Raw genomic sequence first — 26652 nt, 5'->3', positions numbered from 1 at the left:
CGGCTCGGTCGGGGGGCGATGACGACGCCGAGCGACCTCGGCTCGGCGTGATCTCGAACGGTTGCGGCACCGGTCGAGGTGGGGCCGCGTGGCGCCGGGACGCGAGCTGACAATGCGAGCATTTACTCGCATCATGCTGGTCATGGTCAATCCACTGCAGGTCCTCCGCATCGGTCGCGCCATCGTCCGCCTCGTCCGCGATCCCAACCGCCTCGACGAGGTGATCGCGATGGCCGACGATCTCGGCGAGACGCCCGCCTTCGGCGCGATCGTCCGCCACGTCGAGGAGCTGCCCGGCGGGCGCGCGGCGATGACCGAGCGCGCCCGGGTCGAGCTCGACCTGCCGCGCCTGCGCGCGCTGCCCGACGGCACGTTCGGGCGCGAGGCCGCGCGGTTCCTCGACGCCCGCGGCCTCGACCCGGCCGACCTGCCCCGGCGGGCCGCGGACGACGGCCAGGCCTGGGTCCGCGCCCACCTGTACGAGACCCACGACCTGTGGCACGTGGTCACCGGCTTCGACACCGACGTCGCCGGCGAGCTCGGCCTGCAGGCGTTCTACCTGGCGCAGTTCCCGGCGCGGCTCGCGGCCGCCATCCTGGCGATCGGCTTCCTCAACACGTTCCTGTACGCCTTCGACGACCGCGACGCGCGCACCGACGCCATCGCCCGGGGCTGGCAGCTCGGCAAGGCCGCGCGGCCGTTCCTGGCGGTGCGCTGGGCCGACCTGTGGGCCGTGCCGCTGGCCGAGGTCCGCGCGCAGCTCGGCGTCACCGCGCCGATCACCGCGATCCGCGCCGCGGCCTGATCAGCGCGCGGGCGCGCTCGCCACCAGCGTCGCCGTGTCCTCGCGCATCACCGCACCGTCGAAGGTGATCGCGACCTCGACCAGGCCGGCGCCGGGATCGAGGCACCAGCGCTCGGTGCCGATGTCGCCGGTCGCGTCCTCGCCGAAGTTGCCCCACACGACGCACCACCCGCCCTGGTCCTGACGGGTCTCGACCGTGCCCAGGTCGGGGTCCTCGCGCGTGACCTCGGTCGGCGTGGCCGAGAGCAGGGCCGGCGTGCCGGTCAGCGCGCGCAGCTCGTCGACGGTCGGTGGTCCCGAGGTCTCGAGCCGCCACAGGGCGCGGCCGTCGGTGACGAAGATCGTGTCGAGTCGGCCGCCCACGATCGAGCGGTCCCGCTCGGGCTCGTCCCCGCTGGTCGCGAGGTCCGGATCGGGGGTGTCGGCGATCTCGGGCTCGAGCTCGGCGCACGCGAACGTCGCGACCCAGAACCCGCCGGCGGCGGTGACCGTCCGCGCACACCGCCGCGTGCTCGCCTCGCGGTAGGTCACGCGTCCGAGGTCGTCGGCGCCGGGCTCGCCGACCGGGCCCGAGCTGATCTCGCTGAACTCGACCTCGTAGGTCAGGACGCGGTCGCCCGCGAACAGCCCCGCGAACAACGCCGGCACGACGGGCGGCGGCGGCGCGCGCGTCGGGGCAGGGCGGGATCCGCACCCGGTGACGCTCGCCGCCGCCAGGGCCGCCAGCGCGCCGCGTCCCGCCACCGCCCGGGCCCGCATCAGCGCCGGAACAGCGCCGCGCCGCCGAAGCGGGCGTCGTCGCCGAGCTCGTCGGCGATGCGCAGGAGCTGGTTGTACTTGGCGATCCGGTCCGAGCGCGACGCCGAGCCGGTCTTGATCTGGCCGGCGTTGGTGGCGACGGCGAGGTCGGCGATGAACGCGTCCTCGGTCTCGCCGGAGCGGTGCGAGATGACCGCGGTGTAGCGGGCGTGCTGCGCGGTGCGGACCGCGTCGAGGGTCTCGGACAGCGTGCCGATCTGGTTGACCTTGACCAGGATCGAGTTGGCGATGCCCTCCGCGATGCCGCGCTTGAGCCGCGCGGTCTGGGTCACGAACAGATCGTCGCCGACCAGCTGGGTCGAGCCGCCGAGGCGATCGGTCAGCGCCTTCCAGCCGGCCCAGTCGTCCTGATCGAGGCCGTCCTCGATCGACACCAGCGGGTACTTCGCGGTCCAGCTGGCGTAGAGCTCGACCATCTCGGCCGAGGTGCGCCGCTTGCCCTCGTAGGCGTAGGTGCCGGCGGCCTTGTCGAAGAACTCCGAGGCGGCGACGTCGAGCGCGAGGAAGATCTGCTCGCCGGCCTTGTAGCCGGCGCGGTCGATCGCCTCGAGGATCGTGGTCAGGGCCCGATCGGCCGTGTCGATCGCGGGCGCGAACCCGCCCTCGTCGCCGACGTTGGTGGCCAGGCCCTGACCCTTGAGGATCGCCTTCAGGTGGTGGAACACCTCGACCCCGGCCCGGAGCGCCTCGTCGAACCGGTCGAAGCCGGCCGGCACGATCATGAACTCCTGGATGTCGAGGGCGTTGTCGGCGTGGGCGCCGCCGTTGATGATGTTCATCAGCGGCACCGGCAGGGTCAGCGCGCCGACGCCGCCGAGGTAGCGGTACAGCGGCAGCTCGTGGGCCGCGGCCGCGGCCCGGGCCGTGGCCATCGACACCGCCAGGATCGCGTTGGCGCCCAGCACGCTCTTGGCCGCGGTGCCGTCGAGGTCGCACATCGCGGCGTCGATCGCGGCCTGGTCGGCGGCGTCGGCGCCGATCAGCTCGGGCGCGATCGTCTCGATGATGTTGGCGACGGCCTTGCCGACGCCCTTGCCGAGGTAGCGGCCGGCGTCGCCGTCGCGCAGCTCGAGCGCCTCGTGCTCGCCGGTCGAGGCGCCGGACGGGACGATGGCGCGGCCGAGCGCGCCGCTGTCGAGGCCGACCTCGGCCTCGACCGTGGGGTTGCCACGCGAATCGAGGACCTCGCGGGCGTGGATCCAGACGATGTCGGTCATGGGCGGAAACTACACGAGGCGGCGGACGCCACCAACCGCGGCGGCCGTGCTAAAAGCCGCGCAGATGTGGCGCGCAGCCCTGGCCTGCCTGGTCCTCGCGACCTCTGCCTGCGGCGGCGGCGGTGGCGGGGGCAAGGCCACGACCCCGGCCCCGGGCTCGATCGACGCGTTCACCGCGGTGTTCCGCGCGGTCGAGCAGTGGCGCCAGGGCTGGGAGGTGCGCAGCATGGACGCGCTGGCGCCGCTGTACCGCCACGACGACCACACGATCGTGGTCTACCAGGGACAGGCGCAGATCGGCTGGCCCCAGGCCGAGACCTACCTGCGCCGGGCCGTCGACGGCGCCCGGGAGATCCACCTCACGCTCGACGACGGCCGGGTGTCGGCGCTCGGCGACGGCGGCGCCACGTTCGCGGCCCGGCTGACCCGGGAGATCTCCGACGGCGCGGTCACCGTGTCGGACGCCGGCTACCTGACCTTGACGTTCGCCCGCTCGGGCGAGGCGTGGGAGATCGTGGCCGAGCACTACTCGTACCGGACCGGGCCGTGACCGCGCCGCCGGTGCGCGAGATCGGCGTCGCGCTCCTGGGCCTCGGCAACGTCGGCGCCGGCGTCGTCAAGCTGCTCGAGGACAACGCCAGCGCGATCGGCGCCCGCCTCGGCGGCCGGCTGGTGGTGCGGGCGATCGCGGTGCGCGCGCCCGGCAAGAAGAAGCGCCTGGTCGAGGTCGATCCGGCGCTCCTGACCAAGGACATCGCCGGCGCGATCGCCCGGCCCGACGTCGACATCGTCTGCGAGCTGATCGGCGGCGACGGCGAGGCCAAGGACGCGGTGATGGCCGCGATCGCCGCCGGCAAGCACGTCGTCACCGCCAACAAGCTCCTGCTGGCGCGCCACGGCACCGAGGTCTTCGCCGCCGCCGAGCGCCACGGCGTCGACGTCTACTACGAGGCCGCGGTGTGCGGCGGCGTGCCGATCATCCGGGTGCTGCGCGAGGGCCTGGCCTCGGACCGGGTCGAGCACTTCGTCGGCATCGTCAACGGCACCTCGAACTACATCCTGTCGGCGATGGCCACCGGCGGCCGCGGCTTCGCCGAGGTCCTGGCCGAGGCCCAGCGGCTGGGCTACGCCGAGGCCGATCCGACCCTCGACGTCGGCGGCGGCGACGCCGCCCACAAGCTCGCGATCCTGTGCGCGCTGTGTTTCGGCGCCGCGCTCGACGCCGACGCGATCCACTGCGATCCGATCACCGCGCTCGACGCGGCCGACTTCGCCTACGCCGCCAAGTTCGGCTACGTGATCAAGCCGCTGGCGATCGGCCGCGACCACCCGCGCGGGGTCGAGGCCCGGGTCCACCCGGCGCTGGTGCCGGCCCGCTGGCTCCTGGCCGACGTCACCGGCGCCAAGAACGCGGTCTACGTCCAGAGCTACGCGCTGGGCCCGTCGATGTACTACGGCGCCGGCGCCGGCATGATGCCGACCGCGATGGCGGTGGTGTCGGACCTGATCGAGATCAGCCGCAACCTGCGCGCCCAGCTGACCGGCGTCGCCCCGACCCGGCGCCACCGCGCGCTGGCGCCGCGGCCGCTCCTGCCGATGGCCGAGATCCGCTCGCGCTACTTCCTGCGGTTCTCGGTCGCCGACAAGCCCGGCGTGCTCGGCCAGCTGACCACGATCCTCGGCGCCCACGACGTGTCGATCGAGCAGGTGGTGCAGGAGGCGCCCGGCGACGGCGCCGCGCCGGCCCAGGTGTTCGTGGTCACCCACGAGGCGCGCGAGGGCGACGTGGCCGTGGCGCTGGCCAAGATCGCGGCGCTGCCGGTGACGCTGGCGCCGCCGCGGCTGATCCGGATCGCCGCATGATCGCGCACCAGCGGGTCATCTTCGGCGACACCGACCAGATGGGCGTCGTCTACTACGCCAACTACCTGCGCTACTTCGAGGGCGCCCGCGCCGAGTACTGGCGGGCCCAGGGCCGGAGCTACAAGGATCTCGAGGCCGCCGGCGTGGCGCTGCCGGTGATCGAGGCCCACTGTCGCTACCGGCGCTCGGCGTACTACGAGGACCTGCTGGCGATCGCGGTCGAGGTGACCGAGCTGCGCGGGGCCTCGCTGACCTTCAGCTACCAGGTCCGCCGCGGCGACGAGCTGTGCGCGGACGGCTTCACCCGCCACGCGGTCGTCGGCGCCACCGGTCGGCCCCGGGCGCTGCCCGACGCGCTGCGCGCGCTGTTGCCGGTGCGGTCGCTGCCGCCGGCGTAGGCGTCGGCGTCCGCGCCGGGCGGCGCGGTCACGGGGCCGGTCGATCGAGCCGGCCCCGCTGCCGCAGCCACATCGTCGCGAGCGTGACGGCCACGAGCCACGCCGCGAGGACCGCGATCGCCGCCGCGGTCGTGGTGTAGGCCGCGGCGAGCTCGTGCGCGAGGGCCCGCTGGCGCTCGGCCGGGGCGGCGCGGTCGGCGCGGTCGCTGGCGCCGGCCAGCCGGATCACGGTGTAGAGCGTGAGCGCGACCACGGCCACGGCGGCGGCGGTCGTGAGCCCGTGCAGCCAGCCCGGGAGGCGGGCCCGCCGCACCAGCCACGAGGTCCAGGCGGTCAGGGCCAGCGCGCACGCGACGACGATGAACAGCACCGTCGCCACCCTACCCCAGGGCGCACCTCGGTTGACCCGCGGCGCTGCACCTCTTGCGCGGGCGCGGCGTCGCCTCCGCGTCGACACCGCCGGCACCCGCGGCGCCGCGCGCGCACGCGGCCGTGCGGATCGGGCGCGGGCCAGGCGCGCCCCGGGGCGCGCGCAGCTCGCGCGCGGCGGATCGGCGCCGGGCGTGGGCCTTGCGGTCGGTCGCGATTGATCGGCTCGGCGCAGCCGTGGTCTAGTCGCCGGCGATGAACGACCGCAACCTGGCCCTCGAAGTCGTCCGCATCACCGAGGCCGCCGCGCTGGCGTCGGCCCGCCTCATGGGGCGCGGCGATCGCAACCTGGCCGATCACGTCGCGGTCGAGGCGATGCGCCGCGCGTTCGACACGATCGACATCCGCGGCACCGTCGTGATCGGCGAGGGCGAGCGCGACGAGGCGCCGATGCTGTTCATCGGCGAGAAGGTCGGCGCCGGCTGGCTCGACAACGACGCCGACTCGCCCAAGGTCGACATCGCGGTCGATCCGCTCGAGGGCACCAACCTGTGCGCGACCGGCGCGCCCGACGCGATCAGCGTGATCGCGATCGCCGACGACGGCCAGTTCCTCAACGCGCCCGACACGTACATGCAGAAGATCGCCGTCGGCCCGGAGTGCCGCGGCGTGATCGATCTGCGCGAGTCGCCGACCTGGAACCTCGAGCGCATCGCCAAGGCGCTGGGCAAGAAGATCAACGAGGTCACCGCGGTGATCCTCGAGCGCGATCGCCACACCGAGCTGATCGACGAGGTCCGCCGGACCGGCGCCCGGATCCGGCTGATCACCGACGGTGACGTCGCCGGCGCGGTCCTGACCGCGATCCCCCACTCCGGCATCGACGTCTTGTTCGGCACCGGCGGCTCGCCCGAGGGCGTGATCTCGGCCGCGGCGATGCGCTGCGCCGGCGGCGAGCTCCAGGGCCGGCTGCGCTACCGCAACGACGAGGAGCGGGCCCGCGCCGCCAAGATGGGGGTCCGGCCCGAGGACCACATCTACACCACCGACGAGCTGGCCCAGGGCAACGTCATGTTCGCCGCCACCGGCGTGACCCAGGGCTACCTGCTCGACGGCGTCACCTTCACCGGCGGCGGCGCGACCACGGCGTCGATCGTCATGCGCTCGAAGTCGGGCACGGTGCGCCGCATCAACGCCACCCACCGCTTCGACACCAAGCCGTCGTACTTCGCCGCCGGCGGCCAGTGACCGCGCGCCCGCGCCGGGGCGTCGCTGGTGTCCACGCGCCGTCGCCGTAGCGGCGCGCGCCCGCGCCGGGGCGTCGCCGGTGTCCACGCGCCGTCGCCGTCGCGGCGCGGCTCGCCCGGGCCCGGCGTCCCGCGGTGGCGTCGGCCGCGGCGGCCGGGGCGTCGGTCCCGGGCGGCCGCGCCGCCGCGGCGTCACGGCAGCTGGAAGCTGAGCTTCACGGTCTGGCCGCGGCGCACCAGCACGGTCCGCTTGCTCGTGCCGCGGTCGGGGTTGGTGAAGGTCAGGACGTGGGTGCCGGCCGGCACCTCGATGCCCGCGAACGGGGTCTCGCCCAGCCGGCGCTTGCCGAGCGTCACGATCGAGTACGGGTTGGTGCGCACCGTCAGGTAGCCGACGTCGACGGCCGGGCGCGCGCCGCCGCCGCCGCCGCCGGCGCGCCGCTCGAGCGTGAGCTCGAGCGTGCGGTGCTCGCCGGGGGCCAGCTCGACGGTGCGCTCGAGCGCCGCGTAGCCGTCGCGGGTCAGGCCGATCACGTACGGGCCCGGCGCGACCGTGACCGCGGCCGGCGTCGTGGCCGGCGGCAGGCCGGAGATCTTCACGCGGGCGCCGGCCGGGCGCGTGATGATCTCGAGCGTCGCGGTCGCCGGGCGCGGCGGGGGACCGGCGTCGGGCGGCGCGCCCGCGGCGTCGGCGCGCGCGAGCCCGGCGTCGACCGGCATCGGCAGGGCGATCACGTCGAGGCCGGCGTCGGGCGCGAGCGCGCTGGCGGCGTCGACGGCGGTCGCTGGGCCGGCGCCGCGGCTGGCGATGATCACGGCGACCACGGTCGCGATCGTCAGCGCCGCGCCGAGCGCGGCCAGCCACCACCACCGCCGCGGGGGCGGCGGCAGCTGGTGCAGCATCGCCGAGGCCCCGTGCTGGCGGGTCGGCGCGTCGACGCCGTCGTCGAGCTCGGGGCCCTCCTCGAGGTGGGTCGGCGCGCGCACCGAGCGCGGCAACGGCGGCGGGCCGGTCCGGCGCGGCGCGGGCCGGGGCGGCGGTCGCGGCGTCAGCGGCTCGAGCTCGATCGCCGACGCGGTGATCGCGACCTCGGCGGTGCCGAGCGCCGGCGGCGCCGCGGACGTCACCGCGACCCGCGCCGTGCCCGGGCGCGACGGCAACGGCAGCGCCGCCGAGACCGCGGTGCCGGCCGGCATCGTCGTCGGCGGCGGGGTCGTGCGCCGCACCGGCCGGCCGTGCTCGTCGAGCGCGGGCACGCTGCCGGTCGCGCGCGGGAACCGCGGCCGGATCCACTCGGCCAGCTGGGCCGGCGTCGCGAGCTGCGGCGAGGTCTTGATGAACTCCTCGAGCGCGACCTGGAGCTGGGCCGCGGTGGCGCGGGCGTCGCGCTTGTGCGCCAGCGCCCAGCCGATCGCCTGAGCCAGGGCCGGCGGCGTGCGCGGCGCCGCCTGCTCGATCGGCGTCCACCGGCCGTCGCGGATCACCTTCATGGCCTCGACCACGTCGCCGCGATCGACGATCGTGCGCGCGGCCAGGAGCTCCCACAGCACCACGCCGAGCGAGAACACGTCGGAGCGCCCGTCGAGCGGTCGACCCACGGTCTGCTCGGGCGACATGTACGCGTACTTGCCCTTGACCACGCCCGGGCGGGTCTCGTCGGCCTTGATCGCCGCCTTGGCGATGCCGAAGTCGACCAGCTTGGTGACGCCGTCGAACGACACCATCAGGTTGTGCGGCGACACGTCGCGGTGGACGAGCTGCAGCGGCTGGCCGTCGGCGTCCTCGAGCCGGTGGGCGTAGGCGAGGGCGGCGGCGGCGTCGGCGCCGAGGCGCGCCACCAGCGCCGGCGGGATCGGCTCGTGCGCCGCGTGCGCGATCAGCTGCCCGGCGTGGATCCCCTCGACGTACTCCATCGCGATGAAGTAGTCGCCGTCGACCTGGCCCAGCTCGTAGATGTGGACGATGTTCGGGTGCGAGAGCCGCGCGGCCAGGCGCGCCTCCGACAGGAACATCCGCACGAAGTCGGCGGTCTCGGCGAGGTGCGGCAGGATGCGCTTGACCGCGACCCGACGATCGAAGCCCTCGGGCCCGCGCTGGCGCGCGAGGAACACCTCGGCCATGCCGCCGCGCGCCAGGCGCTTGCCCAGCGTGAAGTGACCAAACTTGATGCCGGCGGGCTCGGACACTGCCAGCCGCAACGATGCCGGGTGCAACCTTGGATGTGCAAGCTGTTCGCCGCGCCTGTGCGAGTGCCCACGGCCGTTTGCACTGGGGGCCGGGCCGTCGACCGCGGTCATCAACACCCGTGCGCGCTTGCGCCGCGCCATCGATCGCCCGGACCTGGCACCGGTGGTGCAATACTGGCGGCGATGCGCACGCTCTGGGGGATCCTCGCACTGGCCGTCGCCGGCACCGCCGTCGCCGCCGGGCCGGCCGTCGCCGCGCCTGACGGGGCCACGCCCGCCGCCGCCGCGCCGGCCGTCGCCGCGCCTGACGGGGCCACGCCCGAGCGCTGGCGCACCGGCGTCGCGCTCGGCGTCGATCGCTCCGGCGACGTGCGGCCCGAGGCGATCGCGATCCTGGACGCCGCGGCCGCGGCGCCCGACCGGGTCCTGACCACGGACGATCTCCCCGGCGGGCCGCAGCGCGTCGCGCTCGAGCCGCCGACCTCGATCCGGGTCTGGCGGCGCGGCCTCGACGGCTCGACCGCGTCGTGCAGCGGCCGGGTCGACGTCATCCCGTTCGAGCAGTACGTGCGCGGCGTGTTGCCGCACGAGTGGATCCGCTCGTGGAACCCCGAGTCGCTCAAGGCCGGCGCGGTCGCGATCCGTACCTACGCGGCGTCCTGGGTCGCGACCGGCGGCAAGTACGACTGCGCCGATCTCGACGACACCACCGCGTCGCAGGTCTACAAGGACGAGTTCTTCGCCGACAGCGACGCCGCGGTCGCGGCCACCGCCGGCGTCTACGTGGTCCGCGGCGACGCGCTGGTGTTCGCCGAGTACAGCGCCGAGAACGGCGATCCCACCGCGACCGGCGTCGCCGAGCCGCTGTGCACCGGGCGCGCGGTCAACGGCCACGGCCGCGGCACCTGCCAGTGGGGCACGCAGCGCTGGGCCACCGACGGCAAGTCGTGGGACTGGATCGTCACGCACTACTACCCGGGCGCGACCCTGGCCACGCCGCGCCCGGCGCTGGCCGCCAGCCTCGCGGCCGAGGACCACGTCGCGACGCTCACCAGCGGCGACGAGATCGTCGTCTACCTCGAGTACACCAACGACGGCGCGGTGGCCTGGACCCGCGCCGGCGTGCTGATCGGCACCACCGGCCCGCGCGATCGCGTGAGCCCGTTCGCGAAGGACGGCAACTGGGTCACGGCCAGCCGGCCGACCAACCTCGATCAGGCCGACGTCGCGCCCGGCGCCACCGGTCGCTTCACCTGGGCGATGGTCGCCCCCGAGGTCGACGAGTCGACCACGTTCGTCGAGCACTTCGGCCTGGTCACCGCCGACGGCGCGTGGTTCGGGCCCGACGACCTGGCGGTGGCCTGGACGATCACCGTCAACCCGCGCGCCGGCGCCGGCGGGGCCGCGGGCGGCTGCAGCGCCGGTGGCGGTGGCGCCGGCCTGGCGCTGGTCGTGGTCGTCGTGGCGGCGCTGGCGCTGCGCCGGCGCGCGGCCGCGCTGGCGACGGTGCTCGCGCTCGGCTGCGGCGTCGCCGGTGACGCCCCGGTCGCCGTGACCCGCGATCGCGCGGTCGGCGGCCCCTCGGAGCTGGCGGCGGTGTTCGCGCAGGTGGCCGACGAGGCCGGCGTGCCCGCCGAGCTCCTGGCGACGCTCGCGTACCACGAGACCCGGCTGGCGATGATCGCGCCCGAGCCCGACGCCGATCACGGTCCGGCCGCCTGGGGCCTGTTCGCGCTGACCGAGCACGAGGGCCCGCGCGCCCTGGCCCGCGCCGCCGCGCTGGCCGGGCTGGCGCCCGCGGCGGTCCGGACCGATCCGCTCGCGACCACCCGCGCCGCCGCGGCGCTGCTCGACGCGCTGGCCGGCGCGCGCCCGCGTACGCTGGCGGGCTGGCGCCCGGCGCTGATCGGGTTCGGCGGCGGCGGCGAGGTCGGCGAGCGCTTCGCCGACAGCGTCCTGGCCGGCCTGGCCCGGGGCGTGCGCGGCGTCGACGACGCCGGCCGCGCGCTGACCGTGACCGCGCGGCCCGAGGCCTTCGTCCCCGGCGTCGTCGGCGGCGCCGCCGCGCGCGGGTTCCCCGGCGCGCACTGGGTGCCGGCGGTCGCGGGCAACTACCGCGTCGCCAACCGCGGCGCCGCCGACATCAACTTCGTCGTCGTCCACACCACGCAGGGCAGCTACAGCGGCGCGATCAGCTGGTTCCAGAACACCGCCGCCGGCGTCAGCTCGCACTACGTCATCCGCTCGGTCGACGGCGATCTGACCCAGATGGTCGACGACAAGGACGTCGCCTACCACGACGCCTGCTTCAACACCGAGTCGGTCGGCATCGAGCACGAGGGCTTCGTCGCCGATCCCGGCCGCTGGTACACCGAGGCGATGTACATGCGGTCGGCGGCGCTGACCGCGTGGCTGTGCGATCAGTACGGCATCCCCAAGGACCGGATGCACATCTACGGGCACGGCGACGCGCCCGACTGCTCCGATCACACCGACCCCGGGCCGGGCTGGGACTGGGCCCACTACCTGGCGCTGGTGACCGGCGGCGGCGCGCCGACGCTCGCGGCCGCGGCCGCGGCGGCCGAGTTCCCGACGACGATGACCAGCGGCGACGAGGCCGTGGCCTACTTCGAGTTCGTCAACGAGTCGACGATCACCTGGGGCCTCGACGAGACCCGGCTGGGCACCGCCGAGCCGATGGACCGGGCGTCGGCGTTCTTCCTCGACGGCAACTGGCTGGCCCCCAACCGCGCCACCGGCGCCGATCACTCGAACTACGGGCCGGGCGCGACCGGGCGCTTCACGTTCGCGATCCGCGCGCCCGAGGTGACCGAGCCGACCGCGTACCACGAGGCGTTCCAGCTGGTGCAGGAGGGCGTCGGCTGGTTCGGCCCGGTGGTCACGATGGACGTGATGGTGCTGCCGCGCGGCGGCGGCGCGGGCTCGGGCTCCGGCTCGGATCTCGGCGGCGACGCGTCGGGCGGCTGTGCCGCCGGCGGTGGCGGGTCGGCGTCGCTCTGTGTCATCCTGGCCGCTGGTGCGCTGGTTCGCCGTCGCCGTCGTCGCTAGCGTCGGGCCCGCCCTCGGGTGCGCCGGCGGCGTGACCCTGACGCTCGACAGCGATCGGGTGGTGCCGGCCGAGCTCGACGCCGTGTGCCTGGGCGTGGCCGATCGCGAGCTGGGCGGCGGCAGCTTCGGGCGCACCTACCGGCTGGTCGATCGCCTGGCCACGTTGCCGCAGACGCTCGCGGTCGAGCCCGGCGCCGCCGAGGCCGCCAGCGCCTTGGCCATCGGCTACCGGGCCGGCACCGCGGTCAGCCGCGCCAGCGCGCGGCTCGACTTCTCCGACGACGTGGCGCTGCGGCTCGATCGCTGTCCGGCCGCGCGCGCGGGCGCGCTGGTGGTCGGCGCGCCGGCCCCGGCCCCGGCCGCGATCGCCGTGGCGTCGCAGGGCCACGGCGGCACGGTCGTGGTCGCGCTCGACGGCGGCGGCGGCGCGATCCTCGACGTCGTCGGCGGCCAGCTCGTGACCGAGGCGCTGCCCGGCGGCGGCGGCGACGCGATCATCGCCGCCGATCTCGACGGCGACTGCGCCGACGATCTGGCGATCGCGCGCGGCGGCCAGGTCGAGGTGTGGTGGCGGCGGGCGCGCACGTTCACCGCCGGGCCGGTCGTGGCCACGGCCGCGACGGCGCTGGCCGCGGCTGACGTCGACGGCGACGGCGATCTCGACCTGATCGCGGGCGCGGGCGCGGCGGTGACCTTGTGGCGCAACGACGGCGCCGGCGGCTTCGCGCTCGACGCCGCCGCGGTCGACGGGCGCGGCGCGATCACCGCGATCCGCGCGCTGGCGGCCGCCGACCTCGACGGCGACGGCCACGCCGACGTGATCGTCGGGCAGGCCGGCGCGCCGCTGGTGGCGCTGGTCGGCGACGCCAGCGGCACCGGCACGCTCACCGCCGCGCCCGGGGTGTTCGCCGCGACCGCGCGCACCGCCACCGCGATCGCGGTCGGCGATCTCGACGGCGATCTCGATCTCGATCTGGTGGTCGCGATCGCCGGCGCCGGCCCGCGGGTGTTCATCAACCGCGGCGGCCTGCTCGAGGATCAGACCTTCGTGCGCGTGCCGCAGCCGGCGCCGGTCGGCGCCGCGGCCGCGGTCGGCGACTGGGACGGCGACTGTCGGCCCGACGCGGTCCTGGCCGGGGCGCCGTCGCTGGCGCTGATCGGGACCGCCGACGGCGCGCTCGCGCACGAGGCCGACCTCGCCGACGCCACCGCGGTGGCCGCGACCGATCTCGACGACGACGGCGCGCCCGACGCCGTGCTGATCGGCGCCGACGGCGCGCGCTGGGTGCACCGGTGAGGGCCGCGCTGGCGCTGGTGGCCTGCGCCGCGGTCGTGGCCCACGCCGACGCGCCCGACGCGCGCGCGCGCAAGGCCCTGGCCGAGGGCGAGCGCCTGTTCGCCGATCAGGAGTACGCGCGCGCGATCAAGGCGCTGATCTCGGTGACCCGCGACGGCGCCGCGCCCCGGGCGCTGCGGGTGCGGGCGTGGGAGCTGATCGCCCTGGCGCGGTTCATCGACGGCGACGAGGGCGGCGCCCGCGACGCGTTCGAGCGCCTGCTCGAGGCCGACCCCGGGTTCCAGCTCCGCGACACCTCCGGCTCGCCGCGCATCCGTCGGTTCTTCGATCAGATCCGGGCCGAGGTCGTGCCGGCCGGCGCCGCCGGGGATGTGGACCTCGAGCACGCGGCCCCGCGCGGCGCCACCGCCGGCAACCGGCTCGAGCTCGACGTGCGCGCGACCCGCGGCGCCGACGCGGTGCGCGCGGTCGTGGTGCTGCACCGGCGCCTGGGCGCGCTGGCCTACGCCGAGCAGCCCGCGCGCGCGGCTGGTGATGAGCGCTGGCGCGCCGCCGTCCCGCTGCCGGGCGCCCGCGCGCCCTACGTGCTCGAGTATTACCTCGAGGCTCGCGGCGCCGCCGGCGCCGTGCTGGCCCGGGTCGCCAGCCCCGACGCGCCGCTGTCCTTGCGGGTCGCCCCGGGCGGCATCGGCCGCGACAAGGCCTGGTACGGGCGCTGGTACGTGATCGCTGGGGCCGCCGTGCTGGCGGCCGGCGCGACCGGGGCGATCGTCTGGACAGCCACCGGCGGCGTCGACGACGGCTCGCTCCCGCCCGGCCGGGTGACGGTCACCCCGTGACCCGGCTGCGGTGACCGCGGCGCGCGCGCATCACGGTAGTTCAGCGGCTGTTAGGTCGGGCTGTGACGGGGCTCATGCATGGTGCCGGTCGCCCACGGGTCATAGTGGGCGCCAGGGCGATCAAAGGATCGTCCTTGACGGTGCCGGGGCAGGTCGGTTACGTACGCCTACATTGCCGTCCAGCGTGGCCGCTGGGACCCAACTGAGAAGGAAGACTATAGATGATGAAGAAGCTTGCCTTGGGAGCGATGCTCGCCGGGTTCCTCGCCGCCTGCGGCGGTGGTGGTGACGACGTCCAGGTGAATCCGGACGCCCGCTCGGATGGCGGTGGCGGCATCGACGCCGTCTCGATCGATGGGCCCCCGGCCCTCGTGTGCGATCCGGTCGCGCCCGCGGGTATGCAGGGCTGCGCCGCCAACGAGAAGTGCACGTGGATCCGCGTGCAGTCGACCCCGACCGTGATCGGCAAGCTCGGCTGCGTCGCCGACGGCCCCGTCGCCACCGGCGAGGCGTGCATGCGCGGCGCGGATGGTGAGACGTCGGGCTTCGACGACTGCGCCGCCGGCAACATCTGCGTCGGCATCTCGATGACGACCGGCATGGGCGTCTGCCAGGACGTGTGCGGCTTCGACGGCTCGGCCCAGGCCGCGTGCGCGGCGAACTTCGCCTGCACGCGCTACCGCAACCTGTACGCGAACGGCACCGAGGATCCGATCGCCGGCGCGTGCAACCCGACCTGCAACCCGACCTCGCAGACCCTCGACGTCAACGGCCAGCCGTGCGCGACCGGCCAGGGCTGCTACACGCTGACCAGCCAGACCGAGACCGTCGCGGTGTGCGTCGGCGCCGGCACGCTGGCCCACGGCGAGGCGATCCCGGGTCAGGCCGCGGCCAACTCCTGCCTGCCGTACCACGCCCCGCGCCGCACCGCGCCGGGCGCCGCCACCTTCGAGTGTGGCGCGTCGTGCCAGCCCAACGCGGCCGGCGTGTCGGAGACCCTGAACGAGGGTGACGAGGGCGGCCTCGCGGCCCACACGTGCGACTCGCTCGGCGCGGCGCCGCCCGACTCGCTGTCGGCTGGTGAGTCGTGCCGCTTCTTCTGGGCGCGCGAGCCGTTCACCACCGAGTCGCCGTTCTCGAACACGCTCGGCTTCTGCTGGGAGCACACCCTGCTCTGGTACGACTCGAACAACGACATGACCGGCGACATGCCGACCCCGCGCTGCATCAACCTGCCGATCGGCATGGACCTGCTGCCGCCGATCTCGAACCCGCCGACCCCGGACCCGCTGTACTTCTGGTGCATCCCGTACCCGACCATGCTGTCGGGCGCGGTCGGCCACGCCAAGCGGTACATGGCCGAGCAGGCTGGCTTCCACGACACCGTCGTCGGCGGCTGGTGATCGACTGACGCGACGGAGGGCTCGCTGAGCCCTCGCGGACGAGTCTCGACGGGGCCGGCGACGGCCCCGTTCGCCGTTTGTGCCGGGCCTTCGCCACGTCGCGTGGCGGGCGTGACCTTCGACGGCGCCGACGACGGCTCCGTTCGCTGTTCGGCTGGGCCGCGGCCCCGTCGCGTGGCGGGCGTGACCTTCGACGGCGCCGACGACGGCTCCGTTCGCTGTTCGGCTGGGCCGCGGCCCCGTCGCGTGGCGGGCGTGACCTTCGACGGCGCCGGCGACGGCTCCGTTCGCTGTTCGGCTGGGCCGCGGCCCCGTCGCGCGGCGGGCGTGACCTTCGACGGCGCCGTTCGCTGTTCGGCTGGGCCGCGGCCCCGTCGCGTGGCGGGCGTGACCTTCGACGGGGCCGACGACGGCTCCGTTCGCTTTCCGGCTGGGCCGCGGCCCCGTCGCGTGGCGGGCGTGACCTTCGACGGGGCCGACGGCGCTCTTCGCCGTCTCGGCACGGTCGCGTGGCGGACCTGAGCTGCGCCGGCGCCGGCGGCGGCCCCGTTCGGCACGGTCGCGTGGCGGACCTGAGCTACGCCGGCGCCGGCGGCGGCCCCGTTCGCCGTTTCGGTAGGACCTCGGCCAGGTCGCGCGGCGGGTCGGACAACGGGCGGTGTCCGGCGGCGGACGAAGTTCGGCCACCGTGGGCGAGGACCGGCCATGGTCGGACAGCGACCCACGCGGTTTCAAGACGTTGCCGATGGCACCGGTCGTGCTGAGCGATCGCCCCATGACGGTGATCGACGGCGCGAGCCAGGCTTCGGCACGATTCACGCAACCGCTGGCGCGGGTGGTCGATAGGGCGGGGGAGATGGCACTCCTACCGCGCGAATCAAGTCCAGTGACGCAGGCGGGACCCAGCGGGCGCCGCGCCAGCGTGCGGGTCGCCGTGCTGCGCGAGGCCCGCAGCGGGACCGAGATCCCGCTGGCCGAGGAGCGACGCTACGTCATCGGCAAGGGCGAGAGCTGCGACATCGTCCTGCCCGATCCGTGCGTGTCGCGCGTCCACTGCGTCCTCGAGCGCCACGGCGGCTCGTTGTTCGTGCGCGACTCGGGCAGCCGCAACGGCACGTACATCAACGATCGCCGGATCGAGTGCGCCGAGCTGACGCCGGGCACGACCTTGACCGTCGGCCTCACCCAGCTGGTGGCGCTGGGGCCGCCCGGGCAGGCTCGGGCCGGGTTCGACCGCCTGATCGGCCGGGATCCGTCGCTGCGGGCGGCGGTCGAGATCGCCAGCCGCGCCGCCGGGTCCGAGTGCAGCGTGCTGATCGTCGGCGAGACCGGGACCGGCAAGGACGTCGTGGCCCAGGCGATCCACGAGCGCTCGCGGCGGTCGAGCGGGCCGTTCGTGCCGCTCAACTGCGGCGCGATCCCGCGCGAGCTGATCGGCTCCGAGCTGTTCGGGCACGATCGCGGCGCGTTCACCGGGGCGGTCGGCGATCGCGACGGCGTGTTCGTCCAGGCCGATCGCGGCACGCTCTTCCTCGACGAGCTCGGCGAGCTGCCGATGGAGCAGCAGCCGCACCTGCTGCGCGCGATCGAGACCCGCCGGGTCCGCCGGGTCGGTGGCACCGGCGAGGAGCCGTTCGACGCCCGGCTGATCGCCGCGACCAACCGCGAGAGCGGGCTCGGCAGCGAGCGCGGGGCGCTGCGGGTCGACCTGTATCATCGGGTCGCGACGGTGGTGGTGCGCCTGCCGCCGTTGCGCGCGCGCCCGGGCGATCTCGACGAGCTGTGCGGCGCGTTCCTCGAGGAGCTGGCCCGCGCGCACGGCCCCCGGCGGCTGTCGGCCGGGGCCCGGCGCGCGCTCCGCGAGCACGCGTGGCCGGGCAACGTGCGCGAGCTGCGGCAGGCGATCGTGCGCGCGGTGACGTTCTCGGCCGAGGTGATCGACGCCGAGCACCTGTTCCCGACAGCGTGGCGCCAGCCGCTCGCGCCCGCGATCGCGCCGATCGGGCCCGGCCTGGTGCAGCCCGACGGGCCGCCGGTGGCGCTGCCCACCTACGAGGTCGTGGTGCGCGACGCGATGCTCGAGGCGCTCAGCCGCCACGGCTCGATCCGCGCCGCCGCCGAGGCGCTGGGGATGGCCAAGTCGACCTTCGCCGACCGGGCGCGCAAGCTCGGCATCAAGCTGCCGCAGCGCGGACGACCGTGAGCGATCGCGCGCCTGAAGCGCGCGCGATCGCCCGTGGATCGCGTCGCGCGTGGGGTCGCGCGTGAACGCGCAAGCTCGGCATCAAGCTGCCGCGGCGCGGCCGACCGTGGTCGATCGCGGCCGCGCGCGACCGCGCCTGAAGCGCGCGCGATCGCCCGTGGATCGCGTCGCGCCTGGGTCGCGCGTGAACGCGACGGATCGCGCGGGCACCGCGCGGCACCGGTCGATCAGGCGCCGGCGGCGGCGGCGGCGGCGGCGTTGCGCAGCACGTACTGCAGGATGCCGCCGTGGGCCAGGTACTCGACCTCGGCCGGCGTGTCGACGCGGGCCACGACCGTGAAGGTCTTGCCGTCGGCGCGGACGGTCAGGCGCTTCTTGGGCGCCATCCCCTCGGCGATGCCGTCGACCTCGAACACCTCGGCGCCGGTCAGGCCCAGGCTGGCGGCGTCCTGGCCTTGCTCGAACTCGACCGGCAGGACGCCCATGCCGATCAGGTTCGAGCGGTGGATGCGCTCGAAGCTCTTGGCCATCACCACCTTCACGCCCAGGAGCAGCGTGCCCTTGGCCGCCCAGTCGCGCGAGCTGCCGGTGCCGTACTCCGCGCCGGCCAGCACCACCAGCGGGACGCCCTCGGCGGCGTAGCGCATCGCGGCGTCGTAGATCGACAGCTGCTCACCCGACGGCTGGTGCTTGGTCACGCCGCCCTCGACGCCGGGGACCATCTTGTTCTTGAGGCGGATGTTCGCGAAGGTGCCGCGGACCATCACCTCGTGGTTGCCGCGGCGGGCGCCGTACTGGTTGTACTCGGCCGGCGGCACGCCGTGGGCCGCCAGGTACTGCGCGGCCGGGCTGCCCTTGGCGATGTTGCCGGCCGGCGAGATGTGATCGGTCGTGACCGAGTCGCCGAGGATCGCGAGGCACCGGGCCGCGCGCAGGTCGGTGCGCGGCGGCGGGGTCGGCCCGACGTCGTCGAAGAACGTCGGCTTGCGGATGTAGGTCGAGGCGTCGTCCCACGCGAAGGTCGCGCCGGTCGGCACCGGCAGCGCCCGCCACTCCTCGGGGCCCTGATCGACCGCGCCGTAGCGGTCGGTGAACTGCGCCGGCTTGACCGCGCTGGCGACCGTGGCCGCGATCTCGGCCGAGGTCGGCCAGACGTCGGCCAGCATGACCGGCTTGCCGTCGGCGTCGTGGCCGAGCGGCTCGGTCGCGAGGTCGATGTTCATCGTGCCGGCGAGGGCGTAGGCGACCACCAGCGGCGGCGACGCCAGGTAGTTGGCGCGCACGACCGGGTTGACGCGGCCCTCGAAGTTGCGGTTGCCCGACAGCACCGAGGTCACGACCAGATCGCCGTCCTTGATCGCGCGGGCGATGTCGTCGTGGACCGGGCCCGAGTTGCCGATGCAGGTGGTGCAGCCGTAGCCGACGACGTTGAAGCCGAGCGCCTCGAGGTCGCCCAGGAGGCCCGCGGCCTTGTAGTACTCGGTCACGACCTGCGAGCCGGGCGCGAGGCTGGTCTTGACCCAGGGCTTGGTGGTGAGGCCGCGGGCGCGGGCCTTCTGCGCCAGCAGCCCGGCGGCCAGCATCACGGCGGGGTTCGAGGTGTTGGTGCAGCTGGTGATCGCGGCGATCACGACGGCGCCGTGGCCGAGGTCGAAGGTGCCGCGATCGGTGGTCGCGCTGACCGTGCCGGCCAGCGGGGCCGGGGCGGCGCCGCCGTCGGCCCACGCGAGGACGTCGGCCGCGGGGCCGGCCTGGTCACCGACGAGCGCGCCCAGGGTCTTGCGCCACGCGACGCGCGAGGTCGACAGGGGCACCCGATCCTGCGGGCGCGACGGCCCGGCGATCGACGGCACGACCGTGTCGAGATCGAGCCCGAAGGTCTCGGAGAAGCGCAGCTTCGCCGACGGGTCGTGCCACAGCATGTTCTCCTTGGCGTAGCGCTCGACCAGCTGCACCTGCTGCTCGTCGCGGCCGGTGAAGCGCAGGTAGTCGACCGTGACCTGATCGATCGGGAAGAAGCCCATCGTCGCGCCGTACTCGGGCGCCATGTTGGCGATCGTCGCGCGGTCGGGCAGCGACAGCGCGGCGATGCCGTCGCCGAAGAACTCGACGAACTTGTTGACGACGCCGCGCTTGCGCAGCTGCTGGGTCACGGTCAGCACCAGGTCGGTCGCGGTCGCGCCGACCGGCAGCTTGCCGCGCAGCTCGAACCCGACCACCTCGGGGATGAGCATCGCCATCGGCTGGCCGAGCATGACCGCCTCGGCCTCGATGCCGCCGACGCCCCAGCCCATCACGCCCAGGCCGTTGACCATGGTCGTGTGCGAGTCGGTGCCGACCAGCGAGTCGGGGAACGCGACGGTGGCGCCGTCGACCTGCTGGGTCCAGACCACGCCGGCGAGGTACTCGATGTTGACCTGGTGGACGATGCCGGTGCCGGGCGGCACGACCTTCATGTCCGCGAACGCCTGCTGGCCCCAGCGCAGGAACGTGTAGCGCTCGGTGTTCCGCTCGAACTCGCGGGCGACGTTCTTGCCGAACGCCTGGGGCGTGCCGTAGACGTCGACCTGGACCGAGTGATCGATCACCAGGTGGGCCGGCTTGAGCGGGTTGATCTGGGTGGGATCGAGGCCGAGCTTGGCGAACGCGTCGCGCATCGCGGCCAGGTCGCACACCGCCGGCACGCCGGTGAAGTCCTGCATCAGCACGCGGGCCGGCCGCAGCTGGACCTCGTGCTCCTCGCGCTTGGCCGGGTTCCACGCCGCGACCGCGACGATGTCCTCGCGCGAGACGGTCGTGCCGTCCTCGTTGCGCACCAGGTTCTCGAGCAAGATGCGCAGCGAGTAGGGCAGGGTCGCGAGGTCCCCGACCCCGGCCTTGGCCACGGCATCGAGCCGGTAGATGCGATAGGTCTGGGTGCCGATTCGGAGGTCGGCGGCGGCGCCAAAGCTGTCGACGGAGGTCATGGGCGCGGACTCTACCACCGGCTCGAAAAAGTGGTCCCCGGCGACCGCCCGCGACTCCAGCTCCGGTTCGGGCTCCGATCGGCTCGGGTGAACCGGCGCGCGCCGCCGTCTCCCGATCGGCTGACACCCGGGCGCTGAGCCGTCGCCCGATCGGCTGACACCCGGGCGCTGGGCCGCCTCCCGATCGGCTGACACCCGGGTGCTGGGTCCGCCTCCCGATCGGCTGACACCCGGGCGCTGGGCCGCCTCCCGATCGGCTGACACCCGTGAGCTGGGGAGCTCCGATCGGCTGACACCGGCGCGCGCCGCCGTCTCCCGATCGGCTGACACCCGGGCGCTGAGCCGTCGCCCGATCGGCTGACACCCGGGCGCTGGGCCGCCTCCCGATCGGCTGACACCCGGGTGCTGGGTCGCCTCCCGATCGGCTGACACCCGGCGCTGGGCCGTTCCCGATCGGCTGACACCCGGCGCTGGGGCCCGTGACCGGGCCGTGGCTGACACCCGGGCGCTGGTCCCCCGATCGGCTGACACCCGGGCGCTGGGCCGCCTCCCGATCGGCTGACACCCGGGCGCTGGGCCGCCTCCCGATCGGCTGACACCCGGGCGCTGGGCCGCCTCCCGATCGGCTGACACCCGGGCGCTGGGCCGCCTCCCGATCGGCTGACACCCGGGCGCTGGGCCGGCTCCCGATCGGCTGACACCCGGGCGCTGAGCCGCCTTCCGATCGGCTGACACCCGGGCGCTGGGGCCACCCGGGCGCTGGGGCCGTCTCCCGATCGGCTGACACTCGGGCGCTGGGCCGCCTCCCGATCGGCTGACAACCCCGTCGGGTGTCGGCCGATCGCCCGCTCGCCCGGCGCTCGGGCGGAGGCGGTGGCTCCGCGCCGCGCTCCGGGCCTGCCTCTCGACGTGCCGCCGTGGATCGGTGCTGACCACCGGCCTCGGAGCGCCCCTACACCTGCCTGGGCCCCGGCGCATGCCGGGGGAGGGTTTTTTCGAAAAACCCTCTAAGGTCTCAGCTCCAGCCGGCCCAGTAGAAGATGATCGCGTTGAACTTGAAGTCGCGGTGGGCTGACTCGAGGGTGGCGGGGATCTTGGAGCGGTCGAGGGCGCCGTTGGTGCCGGGCCACGGGTCGATCATCAGCAGCTCTTCGTCGGCGGCGGGGTCGAGGCGATCGATCGCCACGCCGACGGCGTGGACCGGATCGTCGTCCTCGGTGGGGTGCAGCTTGCGGAAGTTGGTCGGGATCAGCGCGCCGCGGAAGCCGCGCCCCTCCTTGACCCAGTCGAGGATGGTCGGCGTCGGCTCCATCACGCGGCGGGCGTTGAGCCGGTAGCCGAGCTCCTGCAGATCGCCGACGCGGCCGCCGAACCAGCGCTGGACCGCGTCGATCGAGCCGCCCGAGACCGTGTGGTTCGAGAGCTCGAAGAACACGTACTCCTGGATGCCGGGCGCGTAGGCGCCGGCGCGGTAGGCGATCCGGCGCATCAGATACGCCGCGACCGCACCCGCGCATGACGACTGGGTGTGGAACACCGGGATCGACACGCGCGAGTCCTGTGGTCGCTGGAGGACCACCTCGTCGTCACCCTGGGAGCGGAGCCGCGTCTCGGCCATTGGCGTTGCGAGGTTACACGAACCGGCTGCGCGTCAACGGCAGGGCGGCCGGGAAATCCTGGCACAGCAGCTTACGAGCGAAGCGGCGCCGATCTTCCTCGAGGTCGTATCTTGACAGTGTGTCAGAAAATGAATAGCCTGACGCTCTGTCAGGTTATGCCCCGCCACTTCGACGCCGCCCGCCGCACCGCCCTGGTCGAACAGACCCTGGCGCTGATGCGCGCGCGCGGGGTCGGGCGCCTGACGATGAGCGAGCTCGCGACGGCGCTGGGCGTGAAGCGGCCGACGCTCTACTTCTACTTCCGCGATCTGTCGGGCCTGCTGCTGGCCGCGGTCGAGGAGGTCTACCGCGGCTACGCGACCCACATCGCCGCGCGCCTGACCGCGATCGATCACCCGATCGAGGCGCTGGGCGAGCTGGCCCGGGCCACGGTCGCGTACCAGCACGAGCGCCGCGATCTGGTGATCCTGCTGTTCCAGCTGTGGGCCGCCGGCGACACCGATCCCGAGGTGCTGCTGGCCCGCAGCCGCGCCGCCGGCGAGATCCTGCGCGCCGATCTGGTCGCGCGGGTGCGCGTCGGCGTCGAGCGCGGCGTGGTCGCGCCGTGCGAGCCCGAGCGCATCGTCGATCTGGTGCTGACGGTCCTCGACGGGACGGTCGTGCAGTCGATCACGCGCACCGGCGCCGCGTCCGCGACCGTCGACGAGCTGTGGCGGCGCGTGCTGGCGCCGCTGATCGTGTCCCCGCCACCGCGCCGGCGTCCGCGCTCGCGCCCAGCCCGAGGAACCTCATGACCCCCAGTCCCCGTCCGCTCTGGATCGCGCGCATCGCCGGCACCCAGGCCGAGCTCGGCCACCAGCACGGCGCGCTCCTGGCCGCTGCCGGCGGCGGCGACGCCGCGGTCGCGCACTACCGCGACCTGCCGGCCCACCTGCTGACCGGCGAGGTGCCGGCGCCCCTGCGCCCGGCCGCGGCCCTCGCGATCCGCGGGGTCGCCGAGGTGCTGCTGGCGCGGCTCGAGGCGGCCCGGCCGCCGGCGCTGGTCGCGCGCAGCCGCGCGTTCATGGCTGCGCTGGGGCACCCGCCGGCGTGGTCCCGCTACCTCGCGGTGATGGATCTGTTCCAGAACGCGGTCGGCGTCGCGGCCAAGCTCGCGGTCGGGCGGTTCGGGGCGCCGGCCCGGGGCCTGGCGCTGGCCGCGGCGCAGCCGGCGTGCTCGACGGCGATCGTCTGGGGCGGGGCCTCTGCTGACGGCGCGCTCCGGCACGCGCGCAACTTCGACTTCCCCGGCATCGGCGTGTGGGACGCGGCGCCGGCGATGGTCATCTGTCACCCGACCGGCGGCCAGCGCTACGCGTTCATCACCACCCGCGGCGGCGACACGCCGGTGGTGACGGTGTGGAACCAGGCCGGGCTGACGTTCACCAGCCACACCCGCTTCCACCGGCAGGTCGGCTTCGACGGCGCGACCGTGGTCGACTTCATCCACGAGCTGGCGAGCGAGGCCGAGACCCTCGCCGACGTCGAGCGCCTGGCGCGGCGGCGGCCGGTCGCGTCGAGCTGGGGCATCGCGGTGTCGTCGTGGCGCGAGCGGCGGGCGATCGTCGTCGAGGTCAACGCCGCGCGGGTCGCGACCGTGCGGCCCGGCGCCGGCGACGAGCACCTGATCGTCGCCAACCGCTACCGCGACCCCGGCATGGTCGACGGCGAGGTCGCGGCGTCGCCGGCGTGGGCGCGGCACTCCGATCGCCGCGAGGCGCGGCTGCGCGAGCTGATCGCCGACGCGCGCGCCGCCGGCGGCGCCGACGTCGACGCGCTGGTGGCGATGCTGACCGACCGACGCGATCCCGCGGCGCCGACGGTCGAGCGCCAGCTCGGCGCGGTGGTGGCGCAGGCGTGCCAGGTCCACTCGGTCGTGGTCGAGCCGGCCCGCAACCGGATCACGCTCGGCGCCGCGGCGGCGCCGGTCGGCGACGGCGCCTGGCTCACGCTCGACCTCGACTGGGACGGGACGCCGGGCGCGTGGCAGGTCGACGCCCCGATCCCGGCCGCGGCCGGCGTCACGGTGTCGGCCGGGCCGGTGCGGCCGCGGGCCGCGGCGACCGACGCGGTCGCGCGCGCGGTCACGATCGCGCAGACCACGCACGACGTCGACGCCACCGCCGCGGCGCTGGCCGAGGCGATCGCCGCGGCCCCGGCGGATCCGTCGCTGCGGCTGGCGATGACCTGGACCGCGCTGCGGCGCCGGCGCTGGGCCGAGGCCCGCGATCACGCCGCGGCCGGGCTGGCGCACGAGACCCTGGCGTACCCGCGCGGCCAGCTGTTGCTGTGGGGCGCCCGGGCCGCGGTCGCCGCCGACGATCCGGTCGCCGCCACGCGCTGGCGCCGCGAGCTGGCGGCGCTGGCCGGCGCCGAGGTCGCGCCGCTGCGCGCCGCGGCCGCCGCTGACGTGGGCCGGCCGCGCCGGCACGCGCGCGCGGCGCCCAACGCCAACCTGCTGCTGATGGAGGCCGCGTACTGACGCGCGGCCAGCTGCCTGGGTTGACCCGGGCCGCCGCGCCACGCGGAGCGGCGCCGCGCTGCGGCCGGCCGCGCCTCGAGCGCGCGCGAGGTGGAGCGCGGCCGGGCGCGATCCAGGCCAGGCCTGGCGTCATGCGCGCTCGGCCAGCAGGCGGTAGACGTCGTCGTCGAGGTGGACCAGGACCAGCACGACGTCGCCGGGGCCGGCGACCCCGAGGGCCGCGGCGACCGCGGCGACCTCGCCGGCGGCCGCGCGCACGGCGTCCACGTCGAGGCCGGCCGCGACCATCGCGTCGGTCAGCAGGCGCGGCACGACCGTCGGGGCCCGGCCGCGCTGGTGGTCGGGCAGCTCGTGGACCCGGACCTGGTGCGGGCGCGCGGCCGCGATCGCGCGCGCGACCTCGACCAGCTCGTCGTCGGGGCGATCGCCGGGCATGCCGAGGCTGACGAACAGCCGGCCGGTGCACAGCGACGCGGCCAGCGCGATCACGCCCCGCACCGCCGCCGGGTTGTGGCCGAAGTCGACGAGCACCTGCACGCCGCGGACGTCGATCAGGTTGCCGCGGCCCGGGTTGTCGTCGGGCGACGAGGTGAACGCGCGCAGCCCGGCGACCACCGCGGCGTCGGGCAGGCCGAGCGCGGTGGCCAGCGCCGCGGCCGCGAGCGCGTTGTCGACGTTGTAGCCGGCGCGGCCGCCGAAGGTCAGCGGCACGTCGTCGACCGCGATGACCGCGCGCGCGGCCTCGCCGCCGCCGCGCCAGTGGACGATCTGCCCGGCGCGCACGGCCCAGGCGCCGCCGCCGCGCGCGACGTGCCCGGCGAGCACCGCGCCGTCGGGATCGCGGCCGAACCAGACGATCGGCGCGGTCAGCGTCGGCGCCAGCGCCACCAGCTCGGGATCGTCGGCGTTGAGCACGACCGTGCGCGCGGCCCGCGCCGCCACCGCCTTGGCCTGGGTCATCGTCGCGAGGTCGTCGACGCCGTAGCCGCCGAGGTGATCGGCGGTGACGTTGGTGATGACCGCCGCGTCGGCGGCCTCGATCGCCAGGCCGCGGCGCAAGATGCCGCCGCGCGCGACCTCGAGCACGGCGAGATCGACGCCGGGGTGGCGCAGCACCCGCCGCGCGGCGTCGGGGCCGCTCCAGTCGCCGCGCTCGATGAAGCGCTCGTCGACCGCGACGCCGTCCGACGAGCTGACGCCCGGGTGGCGGCCCGCCAGCCGCGCCATGCGCGCGACCAGCCGCGTGGTCGTGGTCTTGCCGTTGGTGCCGGTGACCAGGGCGATCGGCATGGCCGCGAGCGCGGCCCACGGCAGCTCGGCCGGCGCCGGCAGCGGCTCGTCGGCGGTGAAGCCGATCAGGTCCGCGCCGCTGCCGATCGTGATGCGGTCGTCGTCGAGCAGCACCGGGACGCCGCGGGCGCGCGCGGCCCGCACCAGCTCGGCCAGGTGGGGCCGGTGCGCCGCCGTCAGGGCCAACGCCAGCTCGGCGCGGGCCGGCTCGAGCGGCGGCTCGGCCGCGCCCGCGAGCACCTGGGCGGCGCTGGCGACCGCCCACTCGTTGAGCTCGGTCGTCGGCGTCAGCAGATCCCACGGCGCCGCGACGAACAGCGCCGCGCCGCCGGTGAAGCGCCGCGCCGTGATCACCGTCGGCGCCAGGCCCAGCGGCGCCAGCATGCGCGCGAGCTGCTCCCGCCAGCGCGCGATCGCCTGGGCCGGATCGCCGCCGCCGGCGAGCCACGCCGCGTCCCACGCCACCTCGGCGATCGCCCCGGGGCTGGGCGCGTAGAGGTTGGGCCCGGTCAGGCGCCGCGAATCGACCAGCCGCATCGG

19 protein-coding genes are annotated in these 26652 nt (G+C 75.3%); 12 read left to right on the top strand and 7 right to left on the bottom strand.

Annotated features, from left to right (window positions below; all coding sequences use genetic code 11):
* Positions 1-142 precede the first annotated feature (142 nt).
* Positions 143-805 (top strand): hypothetical protein, encoded by a 663-nt coding sequence (locus tag IPL61_02415; GenBank protein MBK9030188.1) that lies wholly within the window; start codon positions 143-145, stop codon positions 803-805.
* Here IPL61_02415 and IPL61_02410 read toward each other — a convergent pair whose 3' ends face one another.
* Both IPL61_02410 and eno read right to left on the bottom strand, forming a co-directional pair.
* Entirely contained in the window at positions 806-1549 is a 744-nt protein-coding gene (locus IPL61_02410; GenBank protein MBK9030187.1) for a hypothetical protein, read from the bottom strand.
* 14 nt (positions 1550-1563) lie between these two features.
* Positions 1564-2841 (bottom strand): phosphopyruvate hydratase, encoded by a 1278-nt coding sequence (gene eno / locus IPL61_02405; GenBank protein ID MBK9030186.1) that lies wholly within the window; start codon positions 2839-2841, stop codon positions 1564-1566.
* Positions 2842-2905: 64 nt separating this feature from the next.
* On the opposite strand from eno, the gene IPL61_02400 reads away from it, so the two are divergent.
* From IPL61_02400 to IPL61_02390, 3 genes are read left to right on the top strand one after another with little or no spacing between them, the layout of a single operon-like run.
* Positions 2906-3391 (top strand): nuclear transport factor 2 family protein, encoded by a 486-nt coding sequence (locus IPL61_02400; protein MBK9030185.1) that lies wholly within the window; start codon positions 2906-2908, stop codon positions 3389-3391.
* Between the two features lie 11 nt (positions 3392-3402).
* On the top strand, positions 3403-4704 hold the full coding sequence (locus IPL61_02395; protein MBK9030184.1) for a homoserine dehydrogenase: 1302 nt from the start codon (positions 3403-3405) through the stop codon (positions 4702-4704).
* Positions 4701-5102 carry an acyl-CoA thioesterase gene (locus tag IPL61_02390; protein MBK9030183.1) on the top strand — a complete coding sequence of 134 codons (402 nt, stop codon included), beginning with the start codon at positions 4701-4703 and terminating at the stop codon, positions 5100-5102. Before IPL61_02395 ends, IPL61_02390 begins: the two co-directional genes overlap by 4 nt.
* 28 nt (positions 5103-5130) lie before the next feature.
* Here IPL61_02390 and IPL61_02385 read toward each other — a convergent pair whose 3' ends face one another.
* Complete coding sequence (locus IPL61_02385; GenBank protein ID MBK9030182.1) at positions 5131-5472, bottom strand: hypothetical protein; 342 nt, start codon at positions 5470-5472, stop codon at positions 5131-5133.
* A gap of 254 nt (positions 5473-5726) precedes the next feature.
* Between IPL61_02385 and glpX the strand changes: the two genes are divergently transcribed.
* Complete coding sequence (gene glpX / locus IPL61_02380) at positions 5727-6719, top strand: class II fructose-bisphosphatase (protein ID MBK9030181.1); 993 nt, start codon at positions 5727-5729, stop codon at positions 6717-6719.
* Between the two features lie 191 nt (positions 6720-6910).
* On the opposite strand, the gene IPL61_02375 is transcribed toward glpX, so the two are convergent.
* A complete protein-coding gene (locus IPL61_02375) occupies positions 6911-8905 on the bottom strand; it encodes a serine/threonine protein kinase (GenBank protein ID MBK9030180.1) in 1995 nt (664 codons plus the stop codon).
* A 183-nt stretch (positions 8906-9088) separates the two neighbouring features.
* On the opposite strand from IPL61_02375, the gene IPL61_02370 reads away from it, so the two are divergent.
* The 5 genes from IPL61_02370 to IPL61_02350 all read left to right on the top strand — a co-directional run bounded on the left by IPL61_02370 (position 9089) and on the right by IPL61_02350 (position 17716).
* Positions 9089-11974 (top strand): N-acetylmuramoyl-L-alanine amidase, encoded by a 2886-nt coding sequence (locus IPL61_02370; GenBank protein ID MBK9030179.1) that lies wholly within the window; start codon positions 9089-9091, stop codon positions 11972-11974.
* Positions 11943-13271, top strand: coding sequence for a VCBS repeat-containing protein (locus IPL61_02365; protein ID MBK9030178.1), 1329 nt, complete (start codon positions 11943-11945; stop codon positions 13269-13271). Before IPL61_02370 ends, IPL61_02365 begins: the two co-directional genes overlap by 32 nt.
* On the top strand, positions 13268-14110 hold the full coding sequence (locus tag IPL61_02360) for a hypothetical protein (GenBank protein ID MBK9030177.1): 843 nt from the start codon (positions 13268-13270) through the stop codon (positions 14108-14110). The genes IPL61_02365 and IPL61_02360 overlap by 4 nt, the downstream gene beginning before the upstream one ends.
* Before the next feature lie 221 nt (positions 14111-14331).
* The gene (locus IPL61_02355) at positions 14332-15513 is read left to right on the top strand and encodes a hypothetical protein (GenBank protein MBK9030176.1); all 1182 of its coding nucleotides are present in this window, start codon (positions 14332-14334) and stop codon (positions 15511-15513) included.
* Positions 15514-16399: 886 nt separating this feature from the next.
* Positions 16400-17716 (top strand): sigma 54-interacting transcriptional regulator, encoded by a 1317-nt coding sequence (locus IPL61_02350; protein ID MBK9030175.1) that lies wholly within the window; start codon positions 16400-16402, stop codon positions 17714-17716.
* A 227-nt stretch (positions 17717-17943) separates the two neighbouring features.
* Here IPL61_02350 and acnA read toward each other — a convergent pair whose 3' ends face one another.
* On the bottom strand, positions 17944-20682 hold the full coding sequence (gene acnA, locus IPL61_02345; protein ID MBK9030174.1) for an aconitate hydratase AcnA: 2739 nt from the start codon (positions 20680-20682) through the stop codon (positions 17944-17946).
* 1015 nt (positions 20683-21697) lie between these two features.
* Positions 21698-22231 (bottom strand): hypothetical protein, encoded by a 534-nt coding sequence (locus IPL61_02340; GenBank protein MBK9030173.1) that lies wholly within the window; start codon positions 22229-22231, stop codon positions 21698-21700.
* A gap of 225 nt (positions 22232-22456) precedes the next feature.
* Here IPL61_02340 and IPL61_02335 point away from each other — a divergent pair, with 225 nt between their 5' ends.
* Together IPL61_02335 and IPL61_02330 are read left to right on the top strand one after the other, a co-directional pair.
* A complete protein-coding gene (locus tag IPL61_02335) occupies positions 22457-23095 on the top strand; it encodes a TetR/AcrR family transcriptional regulator (protein MBK9030172.1) in 639 nt (212 codons plus the stop codon).
* Positions 23092-24822 carry a hypothetical protein gene (locus IPL61_02330; protein ID MBK9030171.1) on the top strand — a complete coding sequence of 577 codons (1731 nt, stop codon included), beginning with the start codon at positions 23092-23094 and terminating at the stop codon, positions 24820-24822. The genes IPL61_02335 and IPL61_02330 overlap by 4 nt, the downstream gene beginning before the upstream one ends.
* A 129-nt stretch (positions 24823-24951) precedes the next feature.
* On the opposite strand, the gene IPL61_02325 is transcribed toward IPL61_02330, so the two are convergent.
* Complete coding sequence (locus tag IPL61_02325; protein ID MBK9030170.1) at positions 24952-26649, bottom strand: Mur ligase; 1698 nt, start codon at positions 26647-26649, stop codon at positions 24952-24954.
* Positions 26650-26652: the final 3 nt, after the last annotated feature.

Source organism: Myxococcales bacterium (genome assembly GCA_016717005.1).
Classification (GTDB): Bacteria; Myxococcota_A; Polyangia; order Haliangiales; family Haliangiaceae; genus UBA2376.
This window is presented reverse-complemented; position numbering and strand designations above follow the sequence as displayed.

Excerpts from the sequence above, each read along its gene's own strand:
- IPL61_02415 (MBK9030188.1), top strand. The coding sequence starts at position 143 with ATGGTCAATCCACTGCAGGTCCTCCGCATCGGTCGCGCCATCGTCCGC.
- eno (MBK9030186.1), bottom strand. The coding sequence starts at position 2,841 with ATGACCGACATCGTCTGGATCCACGCCCGCGAGGTCCTCGATTCGCGT.
- IPL61_02400 (MBK9030185.1), top strand. The coding sequence starts at position 2,906 with ATGTGGCGCGCAGCCCTGGCCTGCCTGGTCCTCGCGACCTCTGCCTGC.
- IPL61_02390 (MBK9030183.1), top strand. The coding sequence starts at position 4,701 with ATGATCGCGCACCAGCGGGTCATCTTCGGCGACACCGACCAGATGGGC.
- glpX (MBK9030181.1), top strand. The coding sequence starts at position 5,727 with ATGAACGACCGCAACCTGGCCCTCGAAGTCGTCCGCATCACCGAGGCC.
- IPL61_02370 (MBK9030179.1), top strand. The coding sequence starts at position 9,089 with ATGCGCACGCTCTGGGGGATCCTCGCACTGGCCGTCGCCGGCACCGCC.
- IPL61_02355 (MBK9030176.1), top strand. The coding sequence starts at position 14,332 with ATGATGAAGAAGCTTGCCTTGGGAGCGATGCTCGCCGGGTTCCTCGCC.
- acnA (MBK9030174.1), bottom strand. The coding sequence starts at position 20,682 with ATGACCTCCGTCGACAGCTTTGGCGCCGCCGCCGACCTCCGAATCGGC.
- IPL61_02335 (MBK9030172.1), top strand. The coding sequence starts at position 22,457 with ATGCCCCGCCACTTCGACGCCGCCCGCCGCACCGCCCTGGTCGAACAG.
- IPL61_02330 (MBK9030171.1), top strand. The coding sequence starts at position 23,092 with ATGACCCCCAGTCCCCGTCCGCTCTGGATCGCGCGCATCGCCGGCACC.
- IPL61_02325 (MBK9030170.1), bottom strand. The coding sequence starts at position 26,649 with ATGCGGCTGGTCGATTCGCGGCGCCTGACCGGGCCCAACCTCTACGCG.